The 23,335-nt window shown below is 48.3% G+C and carries 19 protein-coding genes, 1 tRNA gene and 1 pseudogene; 5 read left to right on the top strand and 16 right to left on the bottom strand.

Going from position 1 to position 23,335, the window contains the following annotated elements; translation table 11 throughout:
• Nucleotides 1-271: 271 nt before the first annotated feature.
• On the top strand, nt 272-1,381 hold the full coding sequence (locus tag BM124_RS17140; RefSeq protein WP_093339372.1) for a GntR family transcriptional regulator: 1,110 nt from the start codon (nt 272-274) through the stop codon (nt 1,379-1,381).
• Nucleotides 1,382-1,430: 49 nt separating this feature from the next.
• On the opposite strand, the gene BM124_RS17135 is transcribed toward BM124_RS17140, so the two are convergent.
• Genes BM124_RS17135 through BM124_RS17125 form a run of 3 tightly spaced genes read right to left on the bottom strand, consistent with a single transcriptional unit; the run spans nt 1,431 to nt 3,689 of the window.
• On the bottom strand, nt 1,431-2,639 hold the full coding sequence (locus BM124_RS17135) for a sn-glycerol-1-phosphate dehydrogenase (protein WP_170841206.1): 1,209 nt from the start codon (nt 2,637-2,639) through the stop codon (nt 1,431-1,433).
• Nucleotides 2,640-2,667: 28 nt separating this feature from the next.
• The gene (locus tag BM124_RS17130; protein WP_093339367.1) at nt 2,668-3,198 is read right to left on the bottom strand and encodes a macro domain-containing protein; all 531 of its coding nucleotides are present in this window, start codon (nt 3,196-3,198) and stop codon (nt 2,668-2,670) included.
• 5 nt (nt 3,199-3,203) lie between these two features.
• Nucleotides 3,204-3,689 carry a MarR family winged helix-turn-helix transcriptional regulator gene (locus BM124_RS17125; RefSeq protein WP_170841205.1) on the bottom strand — a complete coding sequence of 162 codons (486 nt, stop codon included), beginning with the start codon at nt 3,687-3,689 and terminating at the stop codon, nt 3,204-3,206.
• Between the two features lie 80 nt (nt 3,690-3,769).
• Between BM124_RS17125 and BM124_RS17120 the strand changes: the two genes are divergently transcribed.
• The 3 genes from BM124_RS17120 to BM124_RS17110 all read left to right on the top strand — a co-directional run bounded on the left by BM124_RS17120 (nt 3,770) and on the right by BM124_RS17110 (nt 6,149).
• Nucleotides 3,770-4,702 (top strand): ATP-binding cassette domain-containing protein, encoded by a 933-nt coding sequence (locus BM124_RS17120; protein ID WP_093339361.1) that lies wholly within the window; start codon nt 3,770-3,772, stop codon nt 4,700-4,702.
• Nucleotides 4,703-4,717: 15 nt separating this feature from the next.
• Entirely contained in the window at nt 4,718-5,542 is an 825-nt protein-coding gene (locus tag BM124_RS17115; RefSeq protein WP_093339358.1) for an ABC transporter permease, read from the top strand.
• 130 nt (nt 5,543-5,672) lie between these two features.
• A complete protein-coding gene (locus BM124_RS17110; protein ID WP_093339356.1) occupies nt 5,673-6,149 on the top strand; it encodes a hypothetical protein in 477 nt (158 codons plus the stop codon).
• A gap of 68 nt (nt 6,150-6,217) precedes the next feature.
• Here the strand turns inward: BM124_RS17110 and BM124_RS17105 are convergent.
• The 6 genes and pseudogenes from BM124_RS17105 to BM124_RS17080 form a co-directional block, all read right to left on the bottom strand.
• Nucleotides 6,218-6,292, bottom strand: a tRNA-Arg gene (locus BM124_RS17105).
• A 147-nt stretch (nt 6,293-6,439) separates the two neighbouring features.
• Nucleotides 6,440-7,195 carry a DeoR/GlpR family DNA-binding transcription regulator gene (locus BM124_RS17100; RefSeq protein WP_093339390.1) on the bottom strand — a complete coding sequence of 252 codons (756 nt, stop codon included), beginning with the start codon at nt 7,193-7,195 and terminating at the stop codon, nt 6,440-6,442.
• A gap of 19 nt (nt 7,196-7,214) precedes the next feature.
• Nucleotides 7,215-8,705: a rhamnulokinase gene (locus tag BM124_RS17095; RefSeq protein WP_093339353.1), complete on the bottom strand. Its 1,491-nt coding sequence runs from the start codon at nt 8,703-8,705 to the stop codon at nt 7,215-7,217.
• Nucleotides 8,705-9,925, bottom strand: a complete 1,221-nt coding sequence (gene rhaI, locus BM124_RS17090) for an L-rhamnose isomerase (protein WP_093339351.1) — start codon at nt 9,923-9,925, stop codon at nt 8,705-8,707. The genes BM124_RS17095 and rhaI overlap by 1 nt, the downstream gene beginning before the upstream one ends.
• 19 nt (nt 9,926-9,944) lie before the next feature.
• The gene (locus BM124_RS17085; protein WP_093339348.1) at nt 9,945-10,322 is read right to left on the bottom strand and encodes a sensory rhodopsin transducer; all 378 of its coding nucleotides are present in this window, start codon (nt 10,320-10,322) and stop codon (nt 9,945-9,947) included.
• 12 nt (nt 10,323-10,334) lie between these two features.
• A pseudogene (locus tag BM124_RS17080) lies at nt 10,335-12,407 on the bottom strand (bifunctional aldolase/short-chain dehydrogenase); the annotation flags it as partial.
• 258 nt (nt 12,408-12,665) lie between these two features.
• On the opposite strand from BM124_RS17080, the gene BM124_RS17075 reads away from it, so the two are divergent.
• A complete protein-coding gene (locus BM124_RS17075) occupies nt 12,666-13,415 on the top strand; it encodes an SDR family oxidoreductase (RefSeq protein ID WP_093339341.1) in 750 nt (249 codons plus the stop codon).
• A gap of 36 nt (nt 13,416-13,451) precedes the next feature.
• On the opposite strand, the gene BM124_RS17070 is transcribed toward BM124_RS17075, so the two are convergent.
• The 7 genes from BM124_RS17070 to BM124_RS17040 all read right to left on the bottom strand — a co-directional run bounded on the left by BM124_RS17070 (nt 13,452) and on the right by BM124_RS17040 (nt 22,960).
• Nucleotides 13,452-15,071 carry a response regulator transcription factor gene (locus tag BM124_RS17070; RefSeq protein ID WP_093339339.1) on the bottom strand — a complete coding sequence of 540 codons (1,620 nt, stop codon included), beginning with the start codon at nt 15,069-15,071 and terminating at the stop codon, nt 13,452-13,454.
• Nucleotides 15,056-16,855: a cache domain-containing sensor histidine kinase gene (locus BM124_RS17065; protein ID WP_093339336.1), complete on the bottom strand. Its 1,800-nt coding sequence runs from the start codon at nt 16,853-16,855 to the stop codon at nt 15,056-15,058. The genes BM124_RS17070 and BM124_RS17065 overlap by 16 nt, the downstream gene beginning before the upstream one ends.
• A 31-nt stretch (nt 16,856-16,886) precedes the next feature.
• Nucleotides 16,887-17,519 carry a YesL family protein gene (locus BM124_RS17060; protein WP_093339334.1) on the bottom strand — a complete coding sequence of 211 codons (633 nt, stop codon included), beginning with the start codon at nt 17,517-17,519 and terminating at the stop codon, nt 16,887-16,889.
• A gap of 19 nt (nt 17,520-17,538) precedes the next feature.
• Nucleotides 17,539-18,381, bottom strand: coding sequence for a carbohydrate ABC transporter permease (locus tag BM124_RS17055; RefSeq protein ID WP_093339331.1), 843 nt, complete (start codon nt 18,379-18,381; stop codon nt 17,539-17,541).
• A 24-nt stretch (nt 18,382-18,405) separates the two neighbouring features.
• Nucleotides 18,406-19,368, bottom strand: coding sequence for a carbohydrate ABC transporter permease (locus BM124_RS17050; RefSeq protein ID WP_244504391.1), 963 nt, complete (start codon nt 19,366-19,368; stop codon nt 18,406-18,408).
• Nucleotides 19,369-19,486: 118 nt separating this feature from the next.
• Complete coding sequence (locus BM124_RS17045) at nt 19,487-20,806, bottom strand: ABC transporter substrate-binding protein (RefSeq protein ID WP_093339329.1); 1,320 nt, start codon at nt 20,804-20,806, stop codon at nt 19,487-19,489.
• 135 nt (nt 20,807-20,941) lie between these two features.
• Nucleotides 20,942-22,960 (bottom strand): beta-galactosidase, encoded by a 2,019-nt coding sequence (locus BM124_RS17040; RefSeq protein ID WP_093339326.1) that lies wholly within the window; start codon nt 22,958-22,960, stop codon nt 20,942-20,944.
• Nucleotides 22,961-23,335 lie beyond the last annotated feature (375 nt).

Below are 23,335 nucleotides of genomic sequence, written 5' to 3'. Positions count from 1 at the left end.
TACATTCCCCTCCCTGTTTTTTGATTACAACAGCTATTCCTGTTCATACAACGATGAGAAAATAAAATAATTTCATCAACTTGTACGTATAAGCTAGTTACTATTGAACCACATATCATTATTTTTTGCAATCGCTTTCTTTTAAAATTTTAAAAAAATTGTCTCATGGGAATAATTGAAAATAAAGCAGGAGATGATGTTGTGATGAGATAAAGTTGTACGTTCAAGTATGGTATAGTAAAATGAAAGAAGTCTTGCAGTGAGGTGTACTATGACTCCCAAATACAAAAATGTAAAACAGTTTATTAAATCAAAGGTGCTCGACGGGTCGTACCAGCCCCACCAAAAGATCCATTCGGAGTATGAGCTGGTGAACTACTTTGACGTCAGCCGCCATACCATCCGGCAGGCAATCGGCGAACTCGTGAGCGAAGGCTGGTTGTACAGAGAACACGGCGTCGGGACATTCTGCGCCGACCGCTCCCGTTTTCTGCGGCAGCCGGCCAGAAAAAGCATCGCCATCATCACAACTTACATGTCTGACTACATTTTTCCGCACATTATCCGCGGCGCGGAAAGCTTTTTAAGCGAGGCGGGCTATAACGTCATTTTATTCAATACGAATAATGACCTGGAAAAAGAAAAGTCAGCGCTTGAGAATATTTTAAGCCAGCACGTCGAAGGTATTATTGTAGAACCGACCCGCAGTGCCTTCACTAACCCGAACATCAATTATTACCTGAATCTTGAAAACCAGCATATTCCTTTCGTTATGATTAACGCTTTTTACGAGGAGCTCGAACCCTATCATCTTGTCATGAATGATGAAAAAGGCGGATATATACAGACACGCCATCTGCTTGATCTCGGGCACGAGAAGATTGCCGGTATTTTCAAAAATGACGATATCCAAGGGACGCGCCGAATGAAAGGTTTTCTCAAAGCGCACCGGGAAATGCAGACGCCGGTTGACCCAAACCAGATCATCACATACTGCACAGCGGAGAAGTTCGCAAAGCCCGTCGAAATGATTAAAAATCTGCTTAGGCAGCCGTCGCAGCGGCCCACCGCCATCGTGTGCTACAACGACGAGCTTGTCATTCAGATCCTCGATGTCATCCGGGAGGAAAAGCTGTCTGTTCCCGACGACATTTCCATCATCGGTTTTGATGATTCTTCTCTTACGGAAACAACCGAAATCAAGTTTGCTTCCATCAAGCATCCAAAAACAAAGATGGGCGAAGACGCTGCCGCTTTGATTGTCGACAGAATAGAGGGGGCCTCGGACGACAAAGCAGAATCGATGGTGTATGAACCGGAACTTGTGCTTCGAAACTCCACGTCCGCCCCGTCCGCCGGAACCGGATCCATTGCCACATAAATCCATAAAAAAGGAGCTTGAGCGGTAATCCCAAGCTCTTTTTTTATGTTTACGGCTGGGCGAAAGGGTACGGTGGGACTCCGCGCCCGGAGAGATGCAGAAGCTTCAGTCCGGTGTGACGGTGCTCCCGCAGATGATGGGCCTGATGAAGACTTTCCTGCACCAGTTCATTACCAATCCCCAGTTCTTCAGGCAGCGCCGGACCTCCGACTTTCCTAAGAAGTTCTCCTATTTCTCTGGAAGACGGCATCTCTGAAATCCAATGTTTCATAGATTCCGAATGCTCTTCGAGTCTTCGCTTATACACCCAATCCTCCACCGGCAGATCTTCCGGATCATTCAAATATCTCTTGTACAGATCAGAAATAACACCGGCAGCGACACCGGTTTTGGCACCATGCAGCTTCTGCCTTCTTCCTTCTTTTAAAAAAATCAGCTCCCAGTAATGGGAAAGATGGTGCTCCGCACCTGACGCGGGGCGGGAATGGTCCAGTGTCATCATGATGAGCCCGGAAAGAAGGAGACTCTCCATTAATATCCGTATCCCTTTTTCATCCCGCTGTGCAATGCTTTTTGTCTCTTTCCGGCAGGTAGACCAGGCACTGTGCATCGCGCGGGACGCCCATTCGTTGTACGGTTCTTCGGCAATAAGACGGGATATCTCCCAGTCAAACACAGATGTCGCTTTCGCCGCCATATCACCAAATCCAGCCGCTGCCATCTCCTGCGGCGCGCTGCATAGTACATTCAAATCAGCATACACCGCTATGGGCGCGGCCGCCTGCACGGTCCGCTTCACTCCGTCCAGAATAAGAGGTGCTCCTTTTGACGTGAACCCATCAACCGAAGCTGCGGTGGGGATCGAAACAAATGGAATTTTCATTTTAGCGCTTACAAACCTGGTGATATCATGAATCGTACCGGCACCGACTGCGAGCAGGCAATCTGTCTGTTCAGGAGTCTGAACAAACATCTGAATGATGGTTCGTTCATCCGCTGTTACCTGTTCATGTTCGTTTTCAGGTGCCCGTACAGTCTGCACGTGAAGACCAGCGCCTTGAAGCTGCTCCATCAGTGTATCTCCGGCCGCTTGTTTTGTATTGGTGTCGTGTATCATGACGACACGGTGGAATCCTTTGTCACATAGAAATCCGGACACATGCTTCAGACTGTCCGGTTCCACTTCCATATGCCAAACAGGCAGCGCGCGGCCTTCATAACAATGGTCCGACAGCTCTTTTAGTTCTTTTTTCAGCATCTGATGAACCTCCCTCCCCGGCGGACCATTAATCCGCCTGCTTCCAAGCTGTATCATACGCTTTCCAATCTTCGTAACGGAACAATACAAACCGGATCATTTGAACAGATTTCAAATAAGGCGCCTGGCTGATCACTTCTTCCATGGCGGCCGCTGCTGCTTCTCCCGCAGGATATCCGAAAGCTCCGGTGGAAATGGATGGAAACGCAATGCTGCGGATGTTTTTTTCTTCCGCCTGCTTCAACGCGTTCCGGTAACAGGCGCGAAGGAGCTCTTCTTCCGGCTTGTCTCTGCCGTAAACCGGTCCGAGACAATGAATGACATATTTATTCGGAAGATGAAAAGCGTCGGTGGTGACCGCTTCCCCCGGCTCAATCGGGGCCAGGGCAGCACCGGCTTCTGCAAGCTCTGAACCTGCCGCCCGGTGCAGTGCGCCTGCCACACCGCCTCCGGTCTGCAGCGCTGCATTGGCTGCATTCACCACCGCTTCCACATCTTCCTGCGCCGCGATATCGCCCTGCACGCATTCCAACTGTACACCGTGAATTTGTCCCTTCATGCCGTTCACCTCTTCTGTTCCAATTTAGCCAGTATCGTCTGCAGCTGCAGAACAGAATCATCCAGTTTTTTCAGATCCTCATCCTGCAGGTCTCCCAGTTTCTTCTGGACTTCTTCTTCAAGATGAAACGAAGACCTTTCCAGATAGCGAAAGCCCTCCTCCGTCAGACTCATATATTTCACACGGCGGTCCTGCGCCGAAGAATAACGGATAACAAAACGTGAGTCCTCCAGTTTCTGCACAAGCGGAGTAAGGTTGGACTTTTGAATACTTAATTTTTTCGCCACTTCCGTCGAAGTTAAATCACCGAAGTCTTCCAGTGTTTTTAATATGAAAAAGAGAGTGATGCTTAAATCATTGTCCTGTCTTGACCTGGAAGGGGGGAACAATTTTTTATTCATCATCGGAAACAAGGTGAGCAGATTTCTGGCTATGCCCTGTTTTTCTTCCTTGTTCATGACAATCCCTTCTTTGATTTCATAATTTGACAAGCTTATCCCTAAAGCTGATAATAAAGTTATGATAACATAACTAGTTTTATTTCGGAATCCGATAAAAGGCAGGGGAGCACATGGAACCTATCATCAAGGTCCAGCAGTTAAACAAAAAATACAAAGATACCCACGCTGTAAAAAATGTTTCTTTTGATGTGGAACAAGGGGAAATCTTCGGCTTCCTTGGTCCGAACGGAGCCGGAAAAAGCACGACCATCAACATGATCTGCACGATGCTTGCTCCAACAAGCGGAACGGTTACTATTAACGGGTTCAATGCCGCTGTAGAGCGCAGTAAAGTGAGAGAAAGCATCGGCATTATCTTTCAGGAAAATACGCTCGACGAGAAGCTGACCGCCGGGGAGAATCTGATGCTGCACTGCCGTTTTTACCGTGTGCCAAAGAAACGGAGAGAAGAGCGGATTCAGGAGGTGCTGCAGATTGTCGACCTTACACAAAGCCGTCAAAAGAAGGTCGAAACATTCTCGGGAGGGATGAAGCGCAGACTTGAAATCGCACGCGGACTGCTTCATTATCCGAAGGTTCTTTTTCTGGATGAACCGACCGTCGGGCTCGATCCACAGACCCGGGCCCATATATGGGAATACATTCTGCGGCTGAAACGAAAAGAAGGCATTACAATGTTTTTGACGACGCATTATCTTGATGAAGCCGAAATCAGCGACCGGATTGCAATCATGAACCACGGGAAAATCAGTACGATCGACAGCCCGGCCCAGCTGAAAAAACAGGTGGGCGGTGACATCATTGAGCTGTCGGCAAAAGATAATGATCAAGCTGCAGCGGAATTGGAGCAATACATCGAAGACGCCGAGATTACCCGCCAGGACGGAACCATTAAAATCAAAACCGCCGACAGTGACAGCATTATTTCCGGTTTAATGAAAGAATTGTCCGTCCCCATCACCCATTTAAACATTCGCAAGCCGACTTTAAATGATGTCTTCTTATCATTCACCGGCCGCGATATTGAACAATCCGAAAGCTAAAAACGGAGGTACACCATGGAAGGAATACTTGCCATCTGGCAGCGCGACGTCATTAAGTTTCTACGGGACCGGGCCCGGTTGTTCGGTTCCTTCAGTATGCCGATTTTATTTCTGCTCATCTTCGGAGGGGGGTTGAGTGGAACGATGGAAGGTCTGATCAGCGAAACAGTACCGGAAGAATCGGACTTTCAGTATATACAGTTTGTCTTCCCGGGTATTGTAGCCATGACTCTGCTCATGACATCTGTCTTCTCCTCTCTCTCAATCATTGAAGACCGGGACTTCGGCTACATGAAAGAAATTCTCGTTTCACCGGTCTTAAGGGTGAGTATCGCTGTCGGGAAGATGCTCGGTGCCTCCACCGTCGCCTGTATCCAGGGCATCATGATGTTTCTTTTGATTCCCTTCCTCGGCATCAGCTACCCCTTGGCTTCCATGATCCAGGTGATTCCGTTTATGTTTTTGCTCGCCTGTGCCCTGTCTTCCGTCGGCCTTCTCATCGCAAGCTTCCTGAAGTCCACACAGGGGTTTCAGCTCATCGTCCAGCTGCTTGTTATGCCGATGGTATTTCTATCCGGTGCTCTATTCCCGGTTAACAATATGCCCGGATGGATGGACGTTGTTGTGAAAATCAACCCGGTCACCTACGGCGTGGATATTATGAAAAAGGTCATGATAGATACCGGGTCCCTGTCTCCGGTGATCCGTGAGGCGATGGGACTCAATCTCACCTTATTCGGCCGCAGCATCACTGTTTTCGAAGAAGTGTTGTTCATGCTCACGTTCACCATCATTCTCGTGCTGCTGGCTACATTAAGCTTCCGGCGCTCCAATGCGTAATGGCAGTCCTCCTTCCACAGATGTGTGATCCAGCAAAGGAAAAACCGTCTCCGGTAGAACCTTTTTTAAAGATGTATGAATAAAACAACGCATACCCTCTCACTCTAAAATAAAAACACAGGGTGATGTTATGTCAGCAAATATTTTCAGAATAGGGAATGCCGTCGTTTTATGGATTGTCACTACCGTTTTTCTTCCACAAAAATCGTTTAAAAGGTATCTTCCCGTCACACTGTTCTGCTCCTGCATTTTTCTCGTGCAGACGCTGTTGAACCCCTTTTTTAAATGGTGGAAGGTAAAAGGCGGCATGTCGTATATGGTGTTTGATGCTCTTTCTTTTATCTTCGGCTTTTTTTTCACCATCAATTTATGGGTGTTTCATTTTACATACGGCAGATTCGCCTTATATGTCGTTGTTAATTTTTTGATAGATCTTCTTTTCGCCTATCCTCTAAACAGACTTTTTCAAAAAATAGGGCATTACAAATTAAAAAATATGAACGCGGCCGCCATGTTTTTTATCAGCTTTTCGCTTGCTCTCGTGAATTATGGGTTTCAGAAGTTCATGGAAAAATCCAATGCCCGTCCGCAGCGTCCGTATCACTAAAAAAAGCCGGCAGACAGCTTACTGTCCCGGCTTTATCATTGTGATAATCTGCATGATGTTATGATATCTGGCGCCCCAGGCAGGAATCGAACCTGCGGCCTACAGCTTAGGAGGCTGTTGCTCTTCCCCTGAGCTACTGGGGCTCAATGTCACAAACCCCATTATACCAGTAGGTACGGGGGTTGTAAATGTTGAAACCTCCAGGCTTCTTCTCCCACTGCCGGCATGTTTCAATAGAAAACCCTTCCGAACAGGAAGGATTTTCTTTATTCACCGGTAGTTTGTGTTTTTCAAAGCGTATATACATCGAGATTCTTTTCCTGCAGATGCATGCGGTCGTCGTCTTTTATCTTGTCCGTAACAAACGTATCCACAGCGCCCCAGCCGGCGATCCGGCTGAAAGACTGAACGTTAAACTTTGTATGATCAGCCAGTACATATACATCGTCTCCGGCTTCTATCATCTTCTGTTTTACATGAGCCTGGAGCTCACTCGAATCACTCAAGCCTTTTTCCGCATGAATACCCTGACAGGAAAGAAAGACTTTGTCTACATGATACATATTGATACTGTATTCGGTCAGCGGTCCGACAAAGGAAAGCGATCGCGGCGTCAGCATGCCGCCGGTGGATATCACCTGGATATGCTGTTTTTCACTTAATTCGGCGGACACTTTCATCGAATTAGTGAGCACGATGAGCGGAATATCCGGCAGGCCCCTCGCCATATACCAGGCGGTGGAGCTGGCATCGAGAATGATACGATCATTTTCAGCAATGAACTCCAATGCTTTCCGGGCGATGCCGTTTTTCTCATCGACATTCGTGATCTCCCGCTCGGAATACGGTGTTTCCGTTTTGTCATTTTTATTGGAAACAGCACCACCGTGGCTCCGCTTGATTTTATTTTCCTTTTCGAGATGATCCAGGTCCCGGCGGATAGTCTCTTCTGTCACACCAAACTGCTCGCTCAGTTCAGAAACACGGACGCTCCCTTTTTCATCCACCGTCTGTAGAATTCGCTCATACCTCTCTGCCACTAACACTCTTTTCCCTACTTTCCGTCTATACGGTGAGGTCTTCACCGTTATTTACTCCTATCGTATCACAAAATGTTTGATACGCACGATGCCACGTGTCTTCTTGTTCCGGAAAATAAAACGCCATTTCCGTGCTCTTGAACGTAATCAGACGGGCATCGGCGAGGCTTTCCACTTTGCCGGAGGCCATCAGCTGTATCATCACATTGCCGATGGCACTGCCTTCGACCGGACCGGCCCAGACCGGTTTGCCGAGGGCGTTTGAGGTGAACCGGCACAACATCTCATTCTGAATACCGCCGCCGACCATGTGCAGTCCGTAGAACGGAGCTCCCGCAAGATACTGCGTCCTCTCGAACACATACCGGTATTTCAGCGCGAGACTTTCCAGCACGCCTCTTGTCATTTCGCCGCGGGTTTGGGGTACGTGCTGATTGGTATCCTTGCAGTAGGTCTTTATTTCATTCGGCATATGAGACGGATTTAGAAAGCGGAGGTCATCCGGATCGATAAAAAAGGTGAAGGGCTCTGCCGCTTCCGCTTCGTCGAGAAGCTCCTTATAATCCACTTTCTCCTCGAATTCCCAGATCCGCTTGCATTCTTCCAGAATCCACAGCCCCATAATATTTTTCAGGAGACGGAACGTGTCATTCACACCGCCTTCATTCGTGAAGTTCCATTCAAACGCTTTTTCGTTAATGACCGCGTCATCCACTTCCGTCCCCATCAAGGACCATGTCCCGCAGCTGACGTAGGCAAAGTTCCGGTCCATGGCCGGAATGCCTGCGACGGCTGAGGCGGTGTCGTGTTCACCGGCGGCTATGACAGGAATCGGGTCTGTATCGAGTTCTTCACACAACTCCGCGCGCAGCTCCCCGATGACCGTGCCCGGTGGAACAACCTCCTGAAACAAACCCGTACTTATCCCGGCTGCCTCCACCAGGTCGCGGTCCCATTCCATGGATGTTGGATTGAACAGCTGGGTGGTCGTCGCATTCGTGAATTCCGTTTTCTTTTCACCAGTCAAAAAGTAGCGGAGCAGATCCGGCATCAAAAGCAGATCCACGGCTTCGTTCAGAAGCGGCGACTCCGCCCGGCTCATTGCCTCCAGCTGATAAATCGTGTTAAAAGGGAGAAACTGAATACCGGTTTTCTCAAAGATGTCTCTGCGGCTGATTTTGGATTTCTGAAATTCCTCCATGACGCCGTCCGTATGGTGATCACGGTAGTGATACGGAGCACGGAGAAGTTCTCCGTCTTTTCCAAGCAGGCCGAAGTCGACCGCCCACGTGTCTATCGCAATGGCTTCGACGTATTCTCCCGCTTGACCTGCCTTCCAAATGCCCTGTTTGATTTCATGAAACAGCCGGTACACATCCCAGTGCAGCCGCCTGCCGATTTGTACAGGTGTGTTATCAAACCGGTGGATTTCCTTCATGTGCAGGCGGTATTCTTGAACGTCGGCCAGAATCGCGCGTCCGCTTCCGGCCCCGATATCAAACGCTAATACACTCATCAGCCTGCACCGCCTTTGCCCCGCTTCAGAATTTTTTCGGCGTAGCCGCTGGCGCGGTATGCTTTCATCGGTTCCGGTGCGGCTCCCATTTCTTCACGGACTGCTTTCAGAAGCGGTGTCACATCAAATTCATACGCTTCCCGCACAACCTCTTCAGCCCACAGCACATCCTGCTTTTCCTGAGCTTCCCGGAGTTCATCAAGATTGACAAGGCAAGCTTTGGCATACAGGTTCTGCACATTCATAATCGAGCGGATCATAGCCGGGATTTTCGGCTCAATGTTATGGCACTGATCGAGCATATAGGCGATATTACCGGCTGTTCTCGCCGCGCCCGGATCCCCGCCGTCTTCTTCTGCCGCTACAATCTGCTGCATTATGAGAAAGATCTCGTGGGGATTGTGAGCGGCTACAATCAGGTCGTCATCGGCATACTTGCGGCTGTTGAAATGAAAACCGCCGAGTTTTTTCTCATCCAGCAGGTACGCTACAATATGTTCGATATTGGCTGCCTGCGGATGATGGCCGGTATCCACAAGGACATCCGCTTTCGGTCCCAGTTTGTTGGCCATGTTGAATGCCATTCCCCAGTCGGCAAGATCGGTATGATAAAAGGCGGGTTCAAAGAATTTGTATTCAATCAGCATCCGCATGTCTTCATCCAGTGCGTTGTAGAGCGTTTGAAGCGATTCATGCATCCAGTTCTTGCGTTTGCGGAAATCAGCCTGGCCCGGGTAGTTGGTGCCGTCAGCGAACCAGAGACTGATCGCTTTGGAATCGACTTCTTTTGCAATATCTACACATTCAAGCAGGTGGTCCACCGCTTTTTTACGGATAGAAGGGTCGGAGTTTGTGATACTGCCAAACTTGTAGTCATCATCCTGAAACACATTCGGATTTACTGCGCCAATCGCTATGCCGTGGTCTTCGGCATGGGATTTCAGCGCTTTGTAGTCATCTACTTTATCCCACGGGATATGAATGGCAGCCGCACCGCTGCTGCCGGTGAATTTGTGCACCTGGGCGGCGTCTTCGATTTTTTCGAACGGATCACGTGGAATTCCTTCCTGTTCAAACACTTTGAAACGGGTACCGGAGTCGCCGAAACCCCATGAAGGCGTTTCCACTTCCAACCCTTTTATTTTGTTTTTTACCTTTTCCAGATCAATACCGCGTGCTTTCTGCTGTTCTTCAAACAGGGCGTACTGTTTATCACTCATTTTTTTCACAGCCTTTCTATTACGTATTCAGCGGATAAGCCATCGTACTCATCAAAGCCAGTTCCGGCTGGGTGGAATCGAGGCGGCTGTACTGTACAACCACCGGTACATCACTTTCCACGGCAATGGCATACGGCACATTCTCCGGGATGGTCCGGCCGTCTTTTTCAAGACTTGCAGTGCGGATATGAGAAGCCCGTTCCGCCTGCACCTGCACTTTGATATCCTTTAACGGCTCCCGGTCTTCAAAATAAGCGGTTACACTTACATTCGCTGTTGTTTCCTGCATATTCAGCACACAAATGGATTCATGACTTGTCTGCTTGCCGCTGCTTTCAGGAGGGATGAACCCATCGGGGATAATCCAATGGGTTTCTCCTTTATTCTGTACGGCCATACTTTTCTCCTCCTATCGCGCGAAGGCGGCAGGTACCCCGCCGTCTACGGTAATCATGGAACCAGTTGTTTTCAGTGACTTGGATGAGGCGAAAAACGCGACGGCTTCGGCAATGTCTTTTGGATAAATGTTAACCTGCAGCGTCGTCCGTTTCCGGTAATGCTCATCCAGCTCATCCGGGTGGATGCCGTATGCCGCGGCACGTTCATTTTTCCACTCCGACGTCCAGATATTGGACCCCTGCAGTACAGCATCGGGAAGAACCGTATTGACACGGATGCTGTGCTGCCCGCCTTCTGCTGCAATCGTGCGGGCGAGATGGGCTTCAAGAGCTTTGACCGAACTGTAGGCGGTCACATTTTTGCCGGCATAAACCGAGTTCTTGGATCCGATGAAGACCATGCTGCCGCCTGTTCCCTGTTCCTTCATTCTCTTGAAGGCTTCGCGTGCTACAAGGAAGTAACCAGTGCCGAGCACATTCATGTTCAGGTTCCATTCATCGAGTGTCGTTTCCTCAAACGCGCTCGACGTAGCAAGGCCGGCATTATTGACGATAATATCAATACCGCCGAATGCAAGGATCGATGTTTCATAGGCTTTCACAACAAGATCTTCTTTCGTCACATCCATTTTAACGGCCAGTGCTCTTCCCACTCCGAATTCCTGATTGAATTCGGCGGCTTTTTCCTGCGCACCTTCTTCATTCAAGTCAGCCAGTACGACGTGGGCACCCTGTTCCAGCATTTCCCTTGCCGAAGCGCTGCCGATGCCTCCGGCGCCTCCGGTAATAAAGGCAACCTCTCTTGAGAATTCCGCTTCCGGCGGGGCAAGGGATAATTTGTACAGCTCAAGCGGCCAGTACTCTATGTTATACGATTCATTTTCATCAAGAGATACAAAGTTTCCAAGTGCCGTGCTTCCTTTCATGACTTCAATCGCGCGGTGGTACAGATCACCGCTCACGTTAGCCATTTTCAGGTTCTTGCCGGTGTTTACCATGCCGATGCCCGGAATGAGGATGACACGGGGGGCCGGCTCGAACATTTCATCGCCTTCATTTTTGTTTCTCTCAAAGTACTTTTCATATTCTCCTTTAAAAGAAGCAACGCCGTCTTTAATTTTTTCTTTCAATGCTTCCGCGTCTTCAGAAGACGGGTCCCAGTCGACGTAAAGCGGCACTCTCTTCGTGTGCACAAGATGGTCCGGGCAGGCAGCTCCCACCTGCGACAACGACTCGGCATCCCGGCTGTTTACAAACTCGAGAACATTATCGTCGTCGGAATACGTCAGCAGCATCTTCTTGTCACCGCTCACCTCTCCCCGGAGATAAGGAAGCACTTCCGCCAGTACAGCTTCTCTGTTTTCTTTGGACAATGCTTCGTATTTCTGTCCTCCGAAGTTGTCCTGCTGTTTGATCTTGTCCTGGAGATAAGCTTCTGCTTCCTGGATGACCTTAATCGTCTGGTCATAGCTTTCTTTTGACGTCTCTCCCCACGTGACAAGACCGTGCTTCTCCATCAATACAAGTTCGGCTTCAGGGTTGTTTTTCACTCCGTCTGCGATCATTTTGGACAGGGTGAAGCCGGGGCGTACGTAAGGAACCCAGACGAATCTGTTTCCAAAAATCTCTTCTGCAATCGTCTTTCCGTTATCGGCGCAGCATATACTGATAATCGCATCGGGGTGAGTATGATCAACGTGCGTATATGGGAGAAAAGCGTGAAGCAGTGTTTCAATTGAGGAACGCGGGTGACTGCCGTCCATCATGCAGTGCCCGAGGTATTCCACCATGTCTTCATCGCTCATCTCATCTCTTTCCATCAATGGGCGGATGTCGTCCATACTCAGGCTGGTGAAATGTTTACCTCCCATCGTGGCAAGGTCCGATCCGCTTCCTTTCACCCACATCACTTCGGTGTCACGGCCGCGGAAATCCTTTTCTGTCGTTTTGACCGATGTGTTGCCGCCGCCGAAGTTGGCGACAGAACGGTCCAACCCGAGCAGGTTGGAGCGGTAAACAAGTTCTTCGAGCATCGTTTCCATCTTTGCAGCTTCTGTGTCATTCCATAGATTTTCAGTCATCTCGAACCTCCACTTAGTAAAGTCTCTATTACCTTGCTTTCATCATAACAAATTTGGTTTTATTTTTGAATATGTTTATTTAATTTTTTGATAACGCATTCAAATAAAGGTATTTATGTTTGTTTTCCCGTTTCAAAAAATAACAAACATAATTGCAGAGCAATATTTTTCATTGATTTTTGATATAGACAATCCAAAGGTCTTATAGTAAACTTTTATCTTCAATGAAAACGCTTTTTTAAACGGCAGGAGGTTTTAATTATGAAAGCATTGATTACAGGGGCAGGTTCCGGTATCGGCAGGGCAACCGCCCTTTTACTGGCAGACAGAAATATGGATATCGCCCTTCTGGACATAAACCGTAACAAAGCCGCAGAAACAAAAAACGCTGTCGAAAACAGAAACGGCAGGGCCGTGGTTCTGGAAGCGGATCTTGCCTCGCCAAAACAGATGAAACAGGCCTTTGACACGATTCATGCCTCATTTAAGCATCTTGATATTGTGGTGGCAAACGGTGGTATCGCAGGCACAATGGCTCCGATTGAATCACTGGAAGTCGGGGATTGGGACCGGACCATCGAGACCGACCTGCGAGGAACATTTCTTACTGTGAAATACGCTGTTCCATTTATGAAACAACAGGGCGGCAGTATTATTATCACCAGTTCAATAAGTGGAAACCGAACCTTTTCCCAGCCTGGTTTTTCCGCCTACAGCACCGCTAAGGCCGGACAGATTGCTTTCATGAAAATGGCCGCCAGAGAACTCGCGCCCTGGAATATCCGCGTCAATGCCGTATGCCCGGGAGGAGTGCGTACGGAATTTAAGCACAGTCTTCACCGTTTTGGGGACCTTCCAGATGCAGATACATTGCGTAAAACAGATCGGGATACTTTCCCGCCTGCCGACCCGGAACAGGTAGCCGGACTTATTCAGTTTCTCGCCTCCGATGCGGCGTCTCATATTACCGGGTCGGACATTTATATCGACGGCGGCAGCTCGTTAACCTGACGTAAAAGGGCACTTTTTTTCACGCGGGGATTGTCTTTATTGTCCGACGGTTCTTTTCTGAATCAGTTCGGAAGGGGTATAACCGGTGTATTTTTTAAACAGGCTTGAAAAGTAGGCCGGGTTCCCGTACCCCACTCTCTCCGCTATTTCATAGATCAAGTAGTGTCCCTCCTGTATCATGTTATTGGCTTTTTCCATTCTCACCCTTGTCAAATAATCTTTGAACGATTCTCCCGCCACTTTCTTAAAGATTTTACCTAAATAGTTCCTGGAAATGAAAAGTTCATCTGATAAATCATGAAGCGTAATGTTTTCATGAAGACGTTCCTGAACAAAAGCTGTCATCTGCTCTACAAGCTGCCGGTGCTTCAGGTTTTCATCCCATTTCTGGTGGTGGCAGATGTTCAGCACTATCTCTTTCAGTTCAGAAGCTGTGCCTTCCCAGGACTGCTGCCTGGACAGCACGCTGTAGATGTCAAAATGCTCCGGAAACATATCACGGATCCGGATACCGATATCAAACAGCGCATACGTCATCATCGTCCACATTTCGATGCCGAGATGAACAGCGGACGGCTGATGAAACGGTTCATTCTGCATTTTTTCGAATAAACCGTCAATGACCGTGCAGGCCTTTTCCTCGTCAGCATAACGGATAGCGGAAGATAGCTGCTGATTCCATTCCATCGAATCGGTTAATACCGGCAGCCCTCCCGTGTCATCTGCTTCTTCTTTGGACTCCGGAAGAAGCGGGACATCCGATCGGAGCGGGAGATGTTCGATTGCTTCTTTTGTCGACGTATGAATGTCTTCCCAGTTCCCGGTTAAGGAGCTGAAAGTGATGATAACGTCAAGATGAAGGTAGATCCGCAGACTTTCCTTCACCTCCTGTTTTACGGATTCGCGCGTGTTTTCTTCATCCTGGAAGCCCTTTGGAACATGAACGAACAACGCTGTTTGGTGCGTATGGCATTCAATAAACTCAAAATCAACGAACCACTGCCGCACCGCTTCCTTGATGACATTGCCGGCAGCAAAACGGAACAGATACCAGTCTTTCTGGAAAAGACGGGATTCTTCCAACTGATTCGTATAGGTGATGAGTATGATAAAGTGATCCTGCTTCTCCCACTGCTTTAAGCGCGGCTGAAGAGCTTCCGGAGGATCTGTCCGCATACTCGTTCCCGTCACGATCGATTTGATCCATTCTTTTTCGATAAGCGGCTCATACAATTGAACTTTTTTCCGCAGTTCGAGAAACTGAAGTTTTTCCATCGTACGTTCTTCAAGACGGGCCACCACGTTTTTCAGCACTTCTTCAATGGTGGACCGGGATGCAGGTTTCGACAAATAATCGTCAATATCCAGACGCATTGCTTTTCTGGCATATTCAAAATCGCTGTACCCGCTCAATATGACAACCCGGCCCTCGTACCCCTCATTTCGAAGTTCTTCCACCATATCCAGTCCATTTTTCACCGGCATATACACATCGGTAATGACCAGGTCCGGCTGCGCCCTGCGGATCAGCTCCAGCCCCTGCTGCCCGTTTTTTGCTTCACCGCTCCACTCGCAGTTCAACGCTTCCCATGGCACAATTCGTTTCATCCCGCGAAGCACTTTGTCTTCATCATCAATGATTACGATTTTCCACATTTTGCGCCTCTCTCCCTTTCAAGTTCAAGATAATGTTCGTCACTCTGATCAAAAAAAGACGTATCCTGAATTTTCGGTATGGAAATGACAGCAGCGACACCGCCCTCTTTCAGATTCTGCAGGGAAATCACAGCTTTCTCCCCGAAGTAGAGGTGCAGTCTTTCTTTCACGTTTCGGATGCCGTACCCGCCCGCATTAATAGTGGAAGTGGCGGATTGCGGCGAAAGCCCCGGTCCGTTATCCGTTATGTCAAAGCGTATGCTGCCTGCCGTTTCGGAGACAGTCAGCTTAATAACTCCATCTTCGGTATCCGACAAACCGTGTATGACCGCATTTTCGACAAACGGCTGCAGTGTCAGTTTTGGAATTAAAAAGGTTTCGACAGGTGCGTATATGATAACTTCATAAGAAAGCGCGTCCTCCATTTTGATTTTCTGAAGCTCAAGGTAATGGTGCACGTAGTCGATTTCCTGCTGCACAGAAATAATGCTTTCCCCTTTTGATAATCCTATCCGAAGCATTTTGCCGAGCAGTTCCATCATCCTGCTCATATCGTCATCGCCGCGCTCCATGGCTCTCCAATTCAGCTGATCCAGTGTGTTATACAGGAAATGAGGATTGATATTGGCCTGGAGGGCACGTATCTCCGCTTTACGCTGCCGCCTGTTGTTATCAATTAACGACTGATACAGCATGTCACTGCGGTACATTAACTGCCTATACCCCTGGAACAGCTGCCCGAATTCATTCCGGTAGTCATCGGGAATCTCCGCCGGGATACTCTTCAACGGATATTGATTCAGCACTTTGGTTAAATACACAATCGGATCTGTAAATCGCTTTGTCAGATACAGCGTGGCAAAAAATGCAGCAATAATGGAGACCGCACCGATTAACACCAGCCAACCCGTAAGTTCCCGGCTTCCTGCCGTCAATTCCTCCATCGGTGTGACTTCGATCAGTGTCCAATCCGCCGATGGAACGGCCGCAGAAACGACCAGATGACCCTCCTGTCTGGCGGCTGTGTCCGTCAGTCCGTTTTCTTCCTGAAAACGCATGGCCGTCTCTTCCATATAGTCTCTCGTTTCGTCCGGAATCGACAGAGATGTGGTACGGGACAATACCGATGTTTCCCCATCCATCAACATCAAGCGGGAACGCTCACTCCGATTCTGCATCCATTCCTGAATAAACGATATTTTGATATTGAGTACCAATACGGCTTGCAGTTCTCCACTGGCCGAGTAGACATTTCTCCCGTAGCTCACCACTTCTTCATTTTCGAAATTAAAGGATAGCTGTACACTTCTTTCTCCCAGCCAGGCCGCACTCGTATTTTGCAGCTTTTCCTCCCAGCTTCCCGGCAGTGCCGACAGGGAATGATAACGGACAGGATGCGGTCCGTTCACCGGAGGCTCTTTCATATAAATGGAAACAGAATGAAGACCCGGCACACTGTATGTGATATTGGAAAAATCAAGATTCATGGACGAGCGCAGGCGGCGTTTCTCATACTCACTTTCCCCCGCCCCGCGAAGAAAATTGTGAAACGCATTCTGACGCGACATTCCGATAGACGTTTCATGGTAATTGGTGAGCTCGCTGCTCAAATCCTCCCCGAGCAGTTTCAGTTTTTCTTCCTGGTGGGCCATGGTTGTGGTGATATTTTCCCGTGCCGACAGCTGATAGGTAACACAGATAATAATGACGAGCAGAACCGTCACAAACAGGAAAAAGCTTATAAAAAATATATTCTGTATTTTATATTTTTTAAACAGTTCCATCGTGTCAGCTCCACTTCATCCTGCTGTTATTTTATGAAGAAACCGGTTTCAAACCTGTTTTCGAAAAGATTTTCAGACTCATATACATTACAGCCGCCGCGGGCAGACTCGCTCCATAAAACACGAGAACACCGGGGATCATGATAAACAGAACGAGCATCAGGACCACGGAAATCAATACGATAAACATAGAAGGAAGATTGGCAAGACCGATAACCAGGGAGTATCGGACGGCTCCCTGAATCGATGTTTCCATATGGGTGCGGATCGGAAAAACCAGCAGCAATACAAGCATGAACATGGAGGCTGCTGCAATGAGAATCAAACGCGGCAGCAGCGGCACATCCATTGCCTCCATGGACCAGCCGCTCACAATAAGCAGGGCCCCTCCCCACAACAACAGAAATCCTATGATGTTCGACTGGACAAACTCGTTTTGAAACACGGATTTGAACTCCCGGAACACCGAACGTGTATCCTGATCAGCCATCCCTCCGTTTAAAAAGGCGCTGCGCATCACCGTGCATGCTGCAGCTGTCGCAGGTGCCCATCCGAACAGACCGAGTCCCGCGGCCGTAAAGAGAAGCCAGAACATATTAATAATGGCAAGACGGGCCAGCCATTCGCAGATCGAAAAAGCGCCGTTCCCTAAACGCTGGATCATGTTCTTTCCTCCTCTCTCTTTATTTGATACCGGTTGTCGCAATTCCTTCTACTAGATAGCGCTGAAAGAACAAAAACAGAATAAACTGCGGGAGCAGCGACAGGGAAGACATCGCCAGAAGCGGTCCCCATGATGTGCCGGCTTTCGCATCCATAAAGTTCCGCAGCCCGAGCGATACGGTCTGAACCTCTACACTGTTCAGATAAATAAGAGGTGTCAGAAAGTCATCCCAAGACCACATGAAAGCAAAAATGGCTACGGTCACCAGTGCGGGCTTAAGCAGCGGCAGTACAATTCTCCAGAACACCCCGAATCTCGAACAACCGTCAATGATCGCCGCTTCATCCAGTTCACGCGGGATGCCGCGGATGAATTGAATAAGCAGAAAAATGAAAAACGGTGTTCCCCCGAGAAAGTGCGGAACAATTAACGGGTAAAACGTGTTGACCCAGTTCAGCTGTTCAAACAAAAGATACTGCGGTACCAGAATGATCTGGATAGGAAGCAGAACAGTGGAAATCAGGCAGGCAAATAACAGTTTTCGGAACCTGAAATTAATTCTGGCGAAACCATAGGCGACAATGCTGCAGGATAAGAGCGACCCGATCACGACACTTCCCGTGACAAACAGGGAGTTACGGAAAAACACATCAAAGCCTACTCCCCCAAAGCCGTCCCATCCTTCCGGATAGTTCAGCCAGTCCCAGTCCATCGGAATAAGGGATGCAGCGTTGGAGAATACTTCCGTCTCCGGCTTAAAGGAAGTGCCGAACATCCATAGAATGGGATACAGCATCAAAAAGCTGAAAGCAATGACAAAGGTATAATAGATGACATCAGAGAGTGTGGTTCGTCTATTCATCGTCTTTCCTTCCTTTCTTTCTTATTAATCATAATGGACCCAGAACGTGGAAGATTTGAAGATGAGAAGCGTAAAGGCGCCGATTATAACCAATAAAATCCATGCCATCGCTGAGGCGTATCCCATGTTCAGAAATTCAAAAGCCACTTCGTAAAGGTAAACGGCGTAAAACAGGGTAGAATCCCGCGGTCCGCCGCCCGTAATGAGAAAAGCCTGTGTAAATGTCATAAAGCCGTTAATGGTCTCCATTACAAGGTTGAAAAATATAATCGGTGTCAGCATCGGTATGGTGACTTTGATAAACTTCCGTACGATCCCCGCACCGTCTACACTGGCTGCTTCATACAAATCATCGGGAATTTGCCGCAGCCCGGCAAGGAAAATAATCATCGGCGCACCAAACTGCCACACAATCAAAATGACCAGGATGGACATCGCTGCTGAGGAATTTCCGAAGAAACTGATTGTATCCAGTCCCCAGGCATCCAGTATTGTATTCACGGCACCATCCCGGCCGAACATCTGGCGCCATACAACGGATATAGCTACACTTCCGCCGATAATGGACGGGACATAATAAATAGTCGTAAATATGCCGGAGCCCTTCCTTCCCGTGTTAAACAGGAGCGCCAAAAACAGGGAAAAGGCCAGTTTCAGCGGTATCGCAATCACAACAAAGGTGAAAGTCGCCTGCAGCGACTGAATAAATCTGGGGTCATTGGTGAACAGTTCCACGTAATTGGAGAACCCGGTCCACTGCGGGGCACTTAACATATCATAGTCGGTGAAGGACAGAATGAAAGAATAAATCATCGGTCCGATAATTAATCCAAAAAAACCGAGCAGCCACGGCGAGATCATCGCGTACCCTGTGAGCGACTCCCGCAGGTTTCTTCTTTTCCGTTCTTTTTCTACAAATTCAGGCGTGATTTCTTTCTCCGTCAACGTTTCACTCGTTTTCATAATCACCTCTCCTATATCATTCATTAACGTCTGCACCGGGGTAAAAAGCAAAAGAGAAAGGCAGACCCGCCATTATGAGCCCGCCTTTATATACAACACTTTTTTTCTTTGAGCATTTTCATCCGGTTCCGCCGGCATTATTTTATTGATTTAAAATCTGTTCCGCCTCCTGCACAAAGCTGTCGACGCCTTCTTCTATCGACATTTCATCGTACTTGACGCTTTCCAGCATACGGTCAAACGCAGCCCTGACTTCAGATTCTCCAGGAGGCGGCAGTGGTTCGGGATCCCCTGCTCTTTCTTCAAGTACCTCAAGAAATTCAAATGTTTCCTGAACAGTTGGATCAACCTCTCCGGCCAAACTCTCTCTTATGTCCGATGCGATCGGAACCCCGCGTTCCGCGCGCAGAATTTGGTTGGCTTCCTCGTTGTTCGTAATAAAATCAATGAGCTCGGCGGCTGCTTCCTGTTTCGCTTCACTGACATTACTTGAAATCATGAATGACATGCTCGGACGGACCCAGTTCCCTGATTTTTCTCCATCGGCAGCAGTTGGCATGACATTCAGACCGAGATCGGCTTCAGCAAGTGTCTGGACGCCGACCAGACCGTTGCTCGCCGCGCTTGCAATTGCGGCTTCTTCATTGGCAACCATGGACTCCCCGCTCTCATTGACCTCCGCCGTCACATCATATGGTGTGGCGATTCCTTCATCAATCCAGGTTGTCACGGTCGTGAGGAAGTCCTGAAGTACCTGCTTTTCAAAACCTACCCCTGTGCCTTCTTCATTGTAAAAATGCTGATCAAACTGGCGGGCATAATGACGGAATGTCTCGTAATCCGCTTTTACAAAATCATAACCCCAGAAACCTTCTCCCTCTGCTTCCGAAACTCTTGCCATCTCCTGCCCCAGTTCTTCATAGGTGTAGCCCGGTTCAAGATTAATATTATATTCTTCAAACAAATCCTGATTGTAAATCGTGGCAAGACCGTTGGAACCTCCCGATATCGCATACGTGTTTCCATCTACGACGAGCATATCCTGGTAGACATCGTTGACATCTTCCATGTTAATGGTTCCTTCTTCAATCATCGTATTTAAATCAAGAGCCAGGTCATTGGAGATATATTCTGTCAGCTTTGAGTTATCCATCTGCACCACCGCAGGAAGATTGTCTCCGGCTGCCTGTGTCGTCAGTCTTTCCCAGTAGCTGTCCCAGCCGGTGAATTCCGCTTCCACCGTGATATCCGGGTGTTCTTCTTCAAACAAATCAAGCATTTCCTGTGTCAAGTCATGACGCTCATCATTTCCCCACCAGGAAAACCGAATGGTAGTCTGTCCTTTCCCTGATCCTTCCCCACCGGCTCCTGCTTCACTGGTTTCTTCCGGACCACCCGGACTGCATCCGGCAGCAATCAAAGTCAAAAGCGAAACAGTGGCCCACTTTTTCCATTTTCTCAACACCAGTACCCCCTCTTTTTGTTTTGTAAGTGCTTACATTTCCATTATAGGCGCTTTCAAACATAAAAAGTATACAACAAATGTTAATTATATTTTGAAAAGTAACACACTTTTGATAATTGGTTTTGTTTCTTTTTATTTTTGCTCTGTTTCCCGCAGTATAACGATATCCATTCCACCTACGACCGTCTCCTGCTGTACTTCAGATCCCGTGAAAAGATCGATATATGATGCGTATGGATCAAGATCAACACGCGCAATTTCCTGGTTATGGTTCACCATAACGAGGTGCTTTCCTTTTTCAGACGTGCGCTCTACTATTTCTACGTGAGACGGAGCCAAGGCGGGTGCCGACAGATATCTTTCCTTAATCAGTTCTGCCAACAGCTCGTCGATGTAAGTCTGTTCCGGTGCCGTCCCGACATACACTGCTTTGCCTTTGCCGTAATGATTCATCGTCACAGCCGGCCTCCCTTCATACCAGTCTCCGTCAAAGGTTGCTGCGGCTTTGGCTGTATCGAGATGTATCACATCACTCCAAGTGGAGCAGTGATAACGCTTGGATTCCGCTGATAATTGGTTCCGCTCTCCATCAGCCATTGGGACAAATTCCTCTACGTGCATCCCAAGAATATGCCGGAGCGGTTCCGGGTAATGTCCCAGATGAATACGATCATTTTCATCTGCGATGCCGCTGAAAAAGCTGACAAGCAGCGTTCCTCCGCTCTCCACATACTGTTCCAGGTTTTTCTCCTCCCCATCTTTCACCATGTACAGCATTGGTGCCACTACAAGATCGTAAGAAGACAAATCACCACCCGGCTGGACAAAATCCACAGCGATATTCCGTTTGTAAAACGTGTGATAATAGGCTTTCACCTGTTCCAGATAGGAAAGTTTGTTATGAGGCTTCCCTTCCATCTCTACAGCCCACCAGTTTTCCCAGTCAAAAATGATGGCCGCTCTCGCCGGTACAACCGCGCCGGTAAGGGAATCCAGTTGTTTGAGCTCTTGTCCGAGCTGCTGCACTTCCCGGTACGTTCTGCTTTGTTCATCATTCGAATGCGGGACCATCGCACCGTGGAATTTTTCGGCACCGGCCCGGCTCTGCCTCCACTGGAAAAACATAATACCGTCACTGCCGCGGGCTATGGCGCTGTAACTCCACAACCGCATCTCCCCCGGTTTCTTCGGCACATTAATATCACGCCAGTTCACGTGACTCGTCACCTGCTCCATCACGAAAAACGGCTGTCCGTGTTTCAGGCTCCGCATCAAATCATGCTGCATGGCGTGTGCCTCCGGCGTACCTTCACGCGGATCGGGATACGTATCCCATGTAACAACATCAAGCTCCGGAGCCCAGGAAAAATAATTCAACGGCTTGAATTCAAGCATGAAGTTCGTAAACACCGGCACATCCGGAGTTATATCACGAAGAATCTTTTTCTCCACCATGTAGAGCTCAAAAAGGGAGTCGTTCATAAACCGTTTATAATCCAGATGCTGACCCGGATTGGGAAATGTCGGGGTGTTATTCAGAAACGTAATGTCATTGAAGTAATTGTAGCGCTGACTCCAGAAATTTGTTCCCCACTTTTCATTCAATGTATCGATGGTTTGATACCGACGGCGGAGCCAGGTCCGGAACGCTTCCAGTGAATTAGAACTGTAGCATTCAGACACATGGCACCCGTATTCATTATTGATATGCCACATCTTCAGGGCCGGATGGTCTTTATACCGCTCGGCCAGCTTCGTCACCAGTTTTTTTACCGCCCGGCGGTAAACAGGGCTGTTCGGGGAATAATGCTGACGTGAGCCGAACGAATACGGTCCCCCCTTATCATCAACCGCCAGCGTCTCAGGGTATTTACGTGACAGCCACGCAGGCGGAGATGCTGTTGCTGTCGCAAGGCATACCCCGACGCCATGTTCATGCAGAATGTCCATCACTTTATCGAGCCAGGTGAAATCAAACCTGTCCTCTTCTCTTTCAAGCACCGCCCAGCTGAATATCCCGACTGATACGAGATTGACCCCTGCTTTTCTCATTAAAGTTGCATCTTCATACCAAACCTTCTCCCCCCATTGTTCCGGGTTATAATCGCCGCCATAGGAAATCGAAGGCAGAATGTCAGAAATCGCTTTCATTATTGACCACTCCTTTTCATTAATTAATTTAATATAGTTTGTTGTAGTCTACCATATTTAAGTATATTCTGGAATATACGGAGTTTTACCTTTAAGCCATGATGCAGTTTTTTCGAATAAAAAAAGGAGGTGTATATCCTTCTCATGCCGAATTCATCTGAACACATTGCTATTTTAAAAAGGGAGCATTCCTGTTAGGGGAAAATGTGGGTTTTGAACAAAAAAGAGCCCCCTTGGTATAGTACGGAGTGTCCGATGAAAAACATCGACCTCGAAATCCGGAAACCAAGGAGGACTCATCATGCATTATACGCAAAACGAAAAACTCACGCAAATCACCTCTAACACACTCATTGTTGGCGTAGATATCGCTAA

Origin of the sequence: Salibacterium halotolerans (assembly GCF_900115625.1) — a bacterium.
In the GTDB taxonomy this organism is placed as follows: domain Bacteria; phylum Bacillota; class Bacilli; order Bacillales; family Marinococcaceae; genus Salibacterium; species Salibacterium halotolerans.
The sequence above is the reverse complement of the archived record's forward strand: the minus strand, read 5'-3'. Positions and strand labels throughout refer to the sequence as shown.

Excerpts from the sequence above, each read along its gene's own strand:
- BM124_RS17095 (WP_093339353.1), bottom strand. The coding sequence starts at position 8,705 with ATGAGTGTATTAGCGTTTGATATCGGGGCCGGAAGCGGACGCGCGATT.
- BM124_RS17070 (WP_093339339.1), bottom strand. The coding sequence starts at position 15,071 with ATGTGGAAAATCGTAATCATTGATGATGAAGACAAAGTGCTTCGCGGG.
- BM124_RS17075 (WP_093339341.1), top strand. The coding sequence starts at position 12,666 with ATGAAAGCATTGATTACAGGGGCAGGTTCCGGTATCGGCAGGGCAACC.
- BM124_RS17115 (WP_093339358.1), top strand. The coding sequence starts at position 4,718 with ATGGAAGGAATACTTGCCATCTGGCAGCGCGACGTCATTAAGTTTCTA.
- BM124_RS17040 (WP_093339326.1), bottom strand. The coding sequence starts at position 22,960 with ATGAAAGCGATTTCTGACATTCTGCCTTCGATTTCCTATGGCGGCGAT.
- BM124_RS17110 (WP_093339356.1), top strand. The coding sequence starts at position 5,673 with ATGTCAGCAAATATTTTCAGAATAGGGAATGCCGTCGTTTTATGGATT.
- rhaI (WP_093339351.1), bottom strand. The coding sequence starts at position 9,925 with ATGAGTGATAAACAGTACGCCCTGTTTGAAGAACAGCAGAAAGCACGC.
- BM124_RS17130 (WP_093339367.1), bottom strand. The coding sequence starts at position 3,198 with ATGAAGGGACAAATTCACGGTGTACAGTTGGAATGCGTGCAGGGCGAT.
- BM124_RS17135 (WP_170841206.1), bottom strand. The coding sequence starts at position 2,639 with ATGCTGAAAAAAGAACTAAAAGAGCTGTCGGACCATTGTTATGAAGGC.
- BM124_RS17120 (WP_093339361.1), top strand. The coding sequence starts at position 3,770 with ATGGAACCTATCATCAAGGTCCAGCAGTTAAACAAAAAATACAAAGAT.
- BM124_RS17060 (WP_093339334.1), bottom strand. The coding sequence starts at position 17,519 with ATGATCCAGCGTTTAGGGAACGGCGCTTTTTCGATCTGCGAATGGCTG.
- BM124_RS17055 (WP_093339331.1), bottom strand. The coding sequence starts at position 18,381 with ATGAATAGACGAACCACACTCTCTGATGTCATCTATTATACCTTTGTC.
- BM124_RS17050 (WP_244504391.1), bottom strand. The coding sequence starts at position 19,368 with ATGAATGATATAGGAGAGGTGATTATGAAAACGAGTGAAACGTTGACG.
- BM124_RS17085 (WP_093339348.1), bottom strand. The coding sequence starts at position 10,322 with ATGGCCGTACAGAATAAAGGAGAAACCCATTGGATTATCCCCGATGGG.
- BM124_RS17140 (WP_093339372.1), top strand. The coding sequence starts at position 272 with ATGACTCCCAAATACAAAAATGTAAAACAGTTTATTAAATCAAAGGTG.
- BM124_RS17065 (WP_093339336.1), bottom strand. The coding sequence starts at position 16,855 with ATGGAACTGTTTAAAAAATATAAAATACAGAATATATTTTTTATAAGC.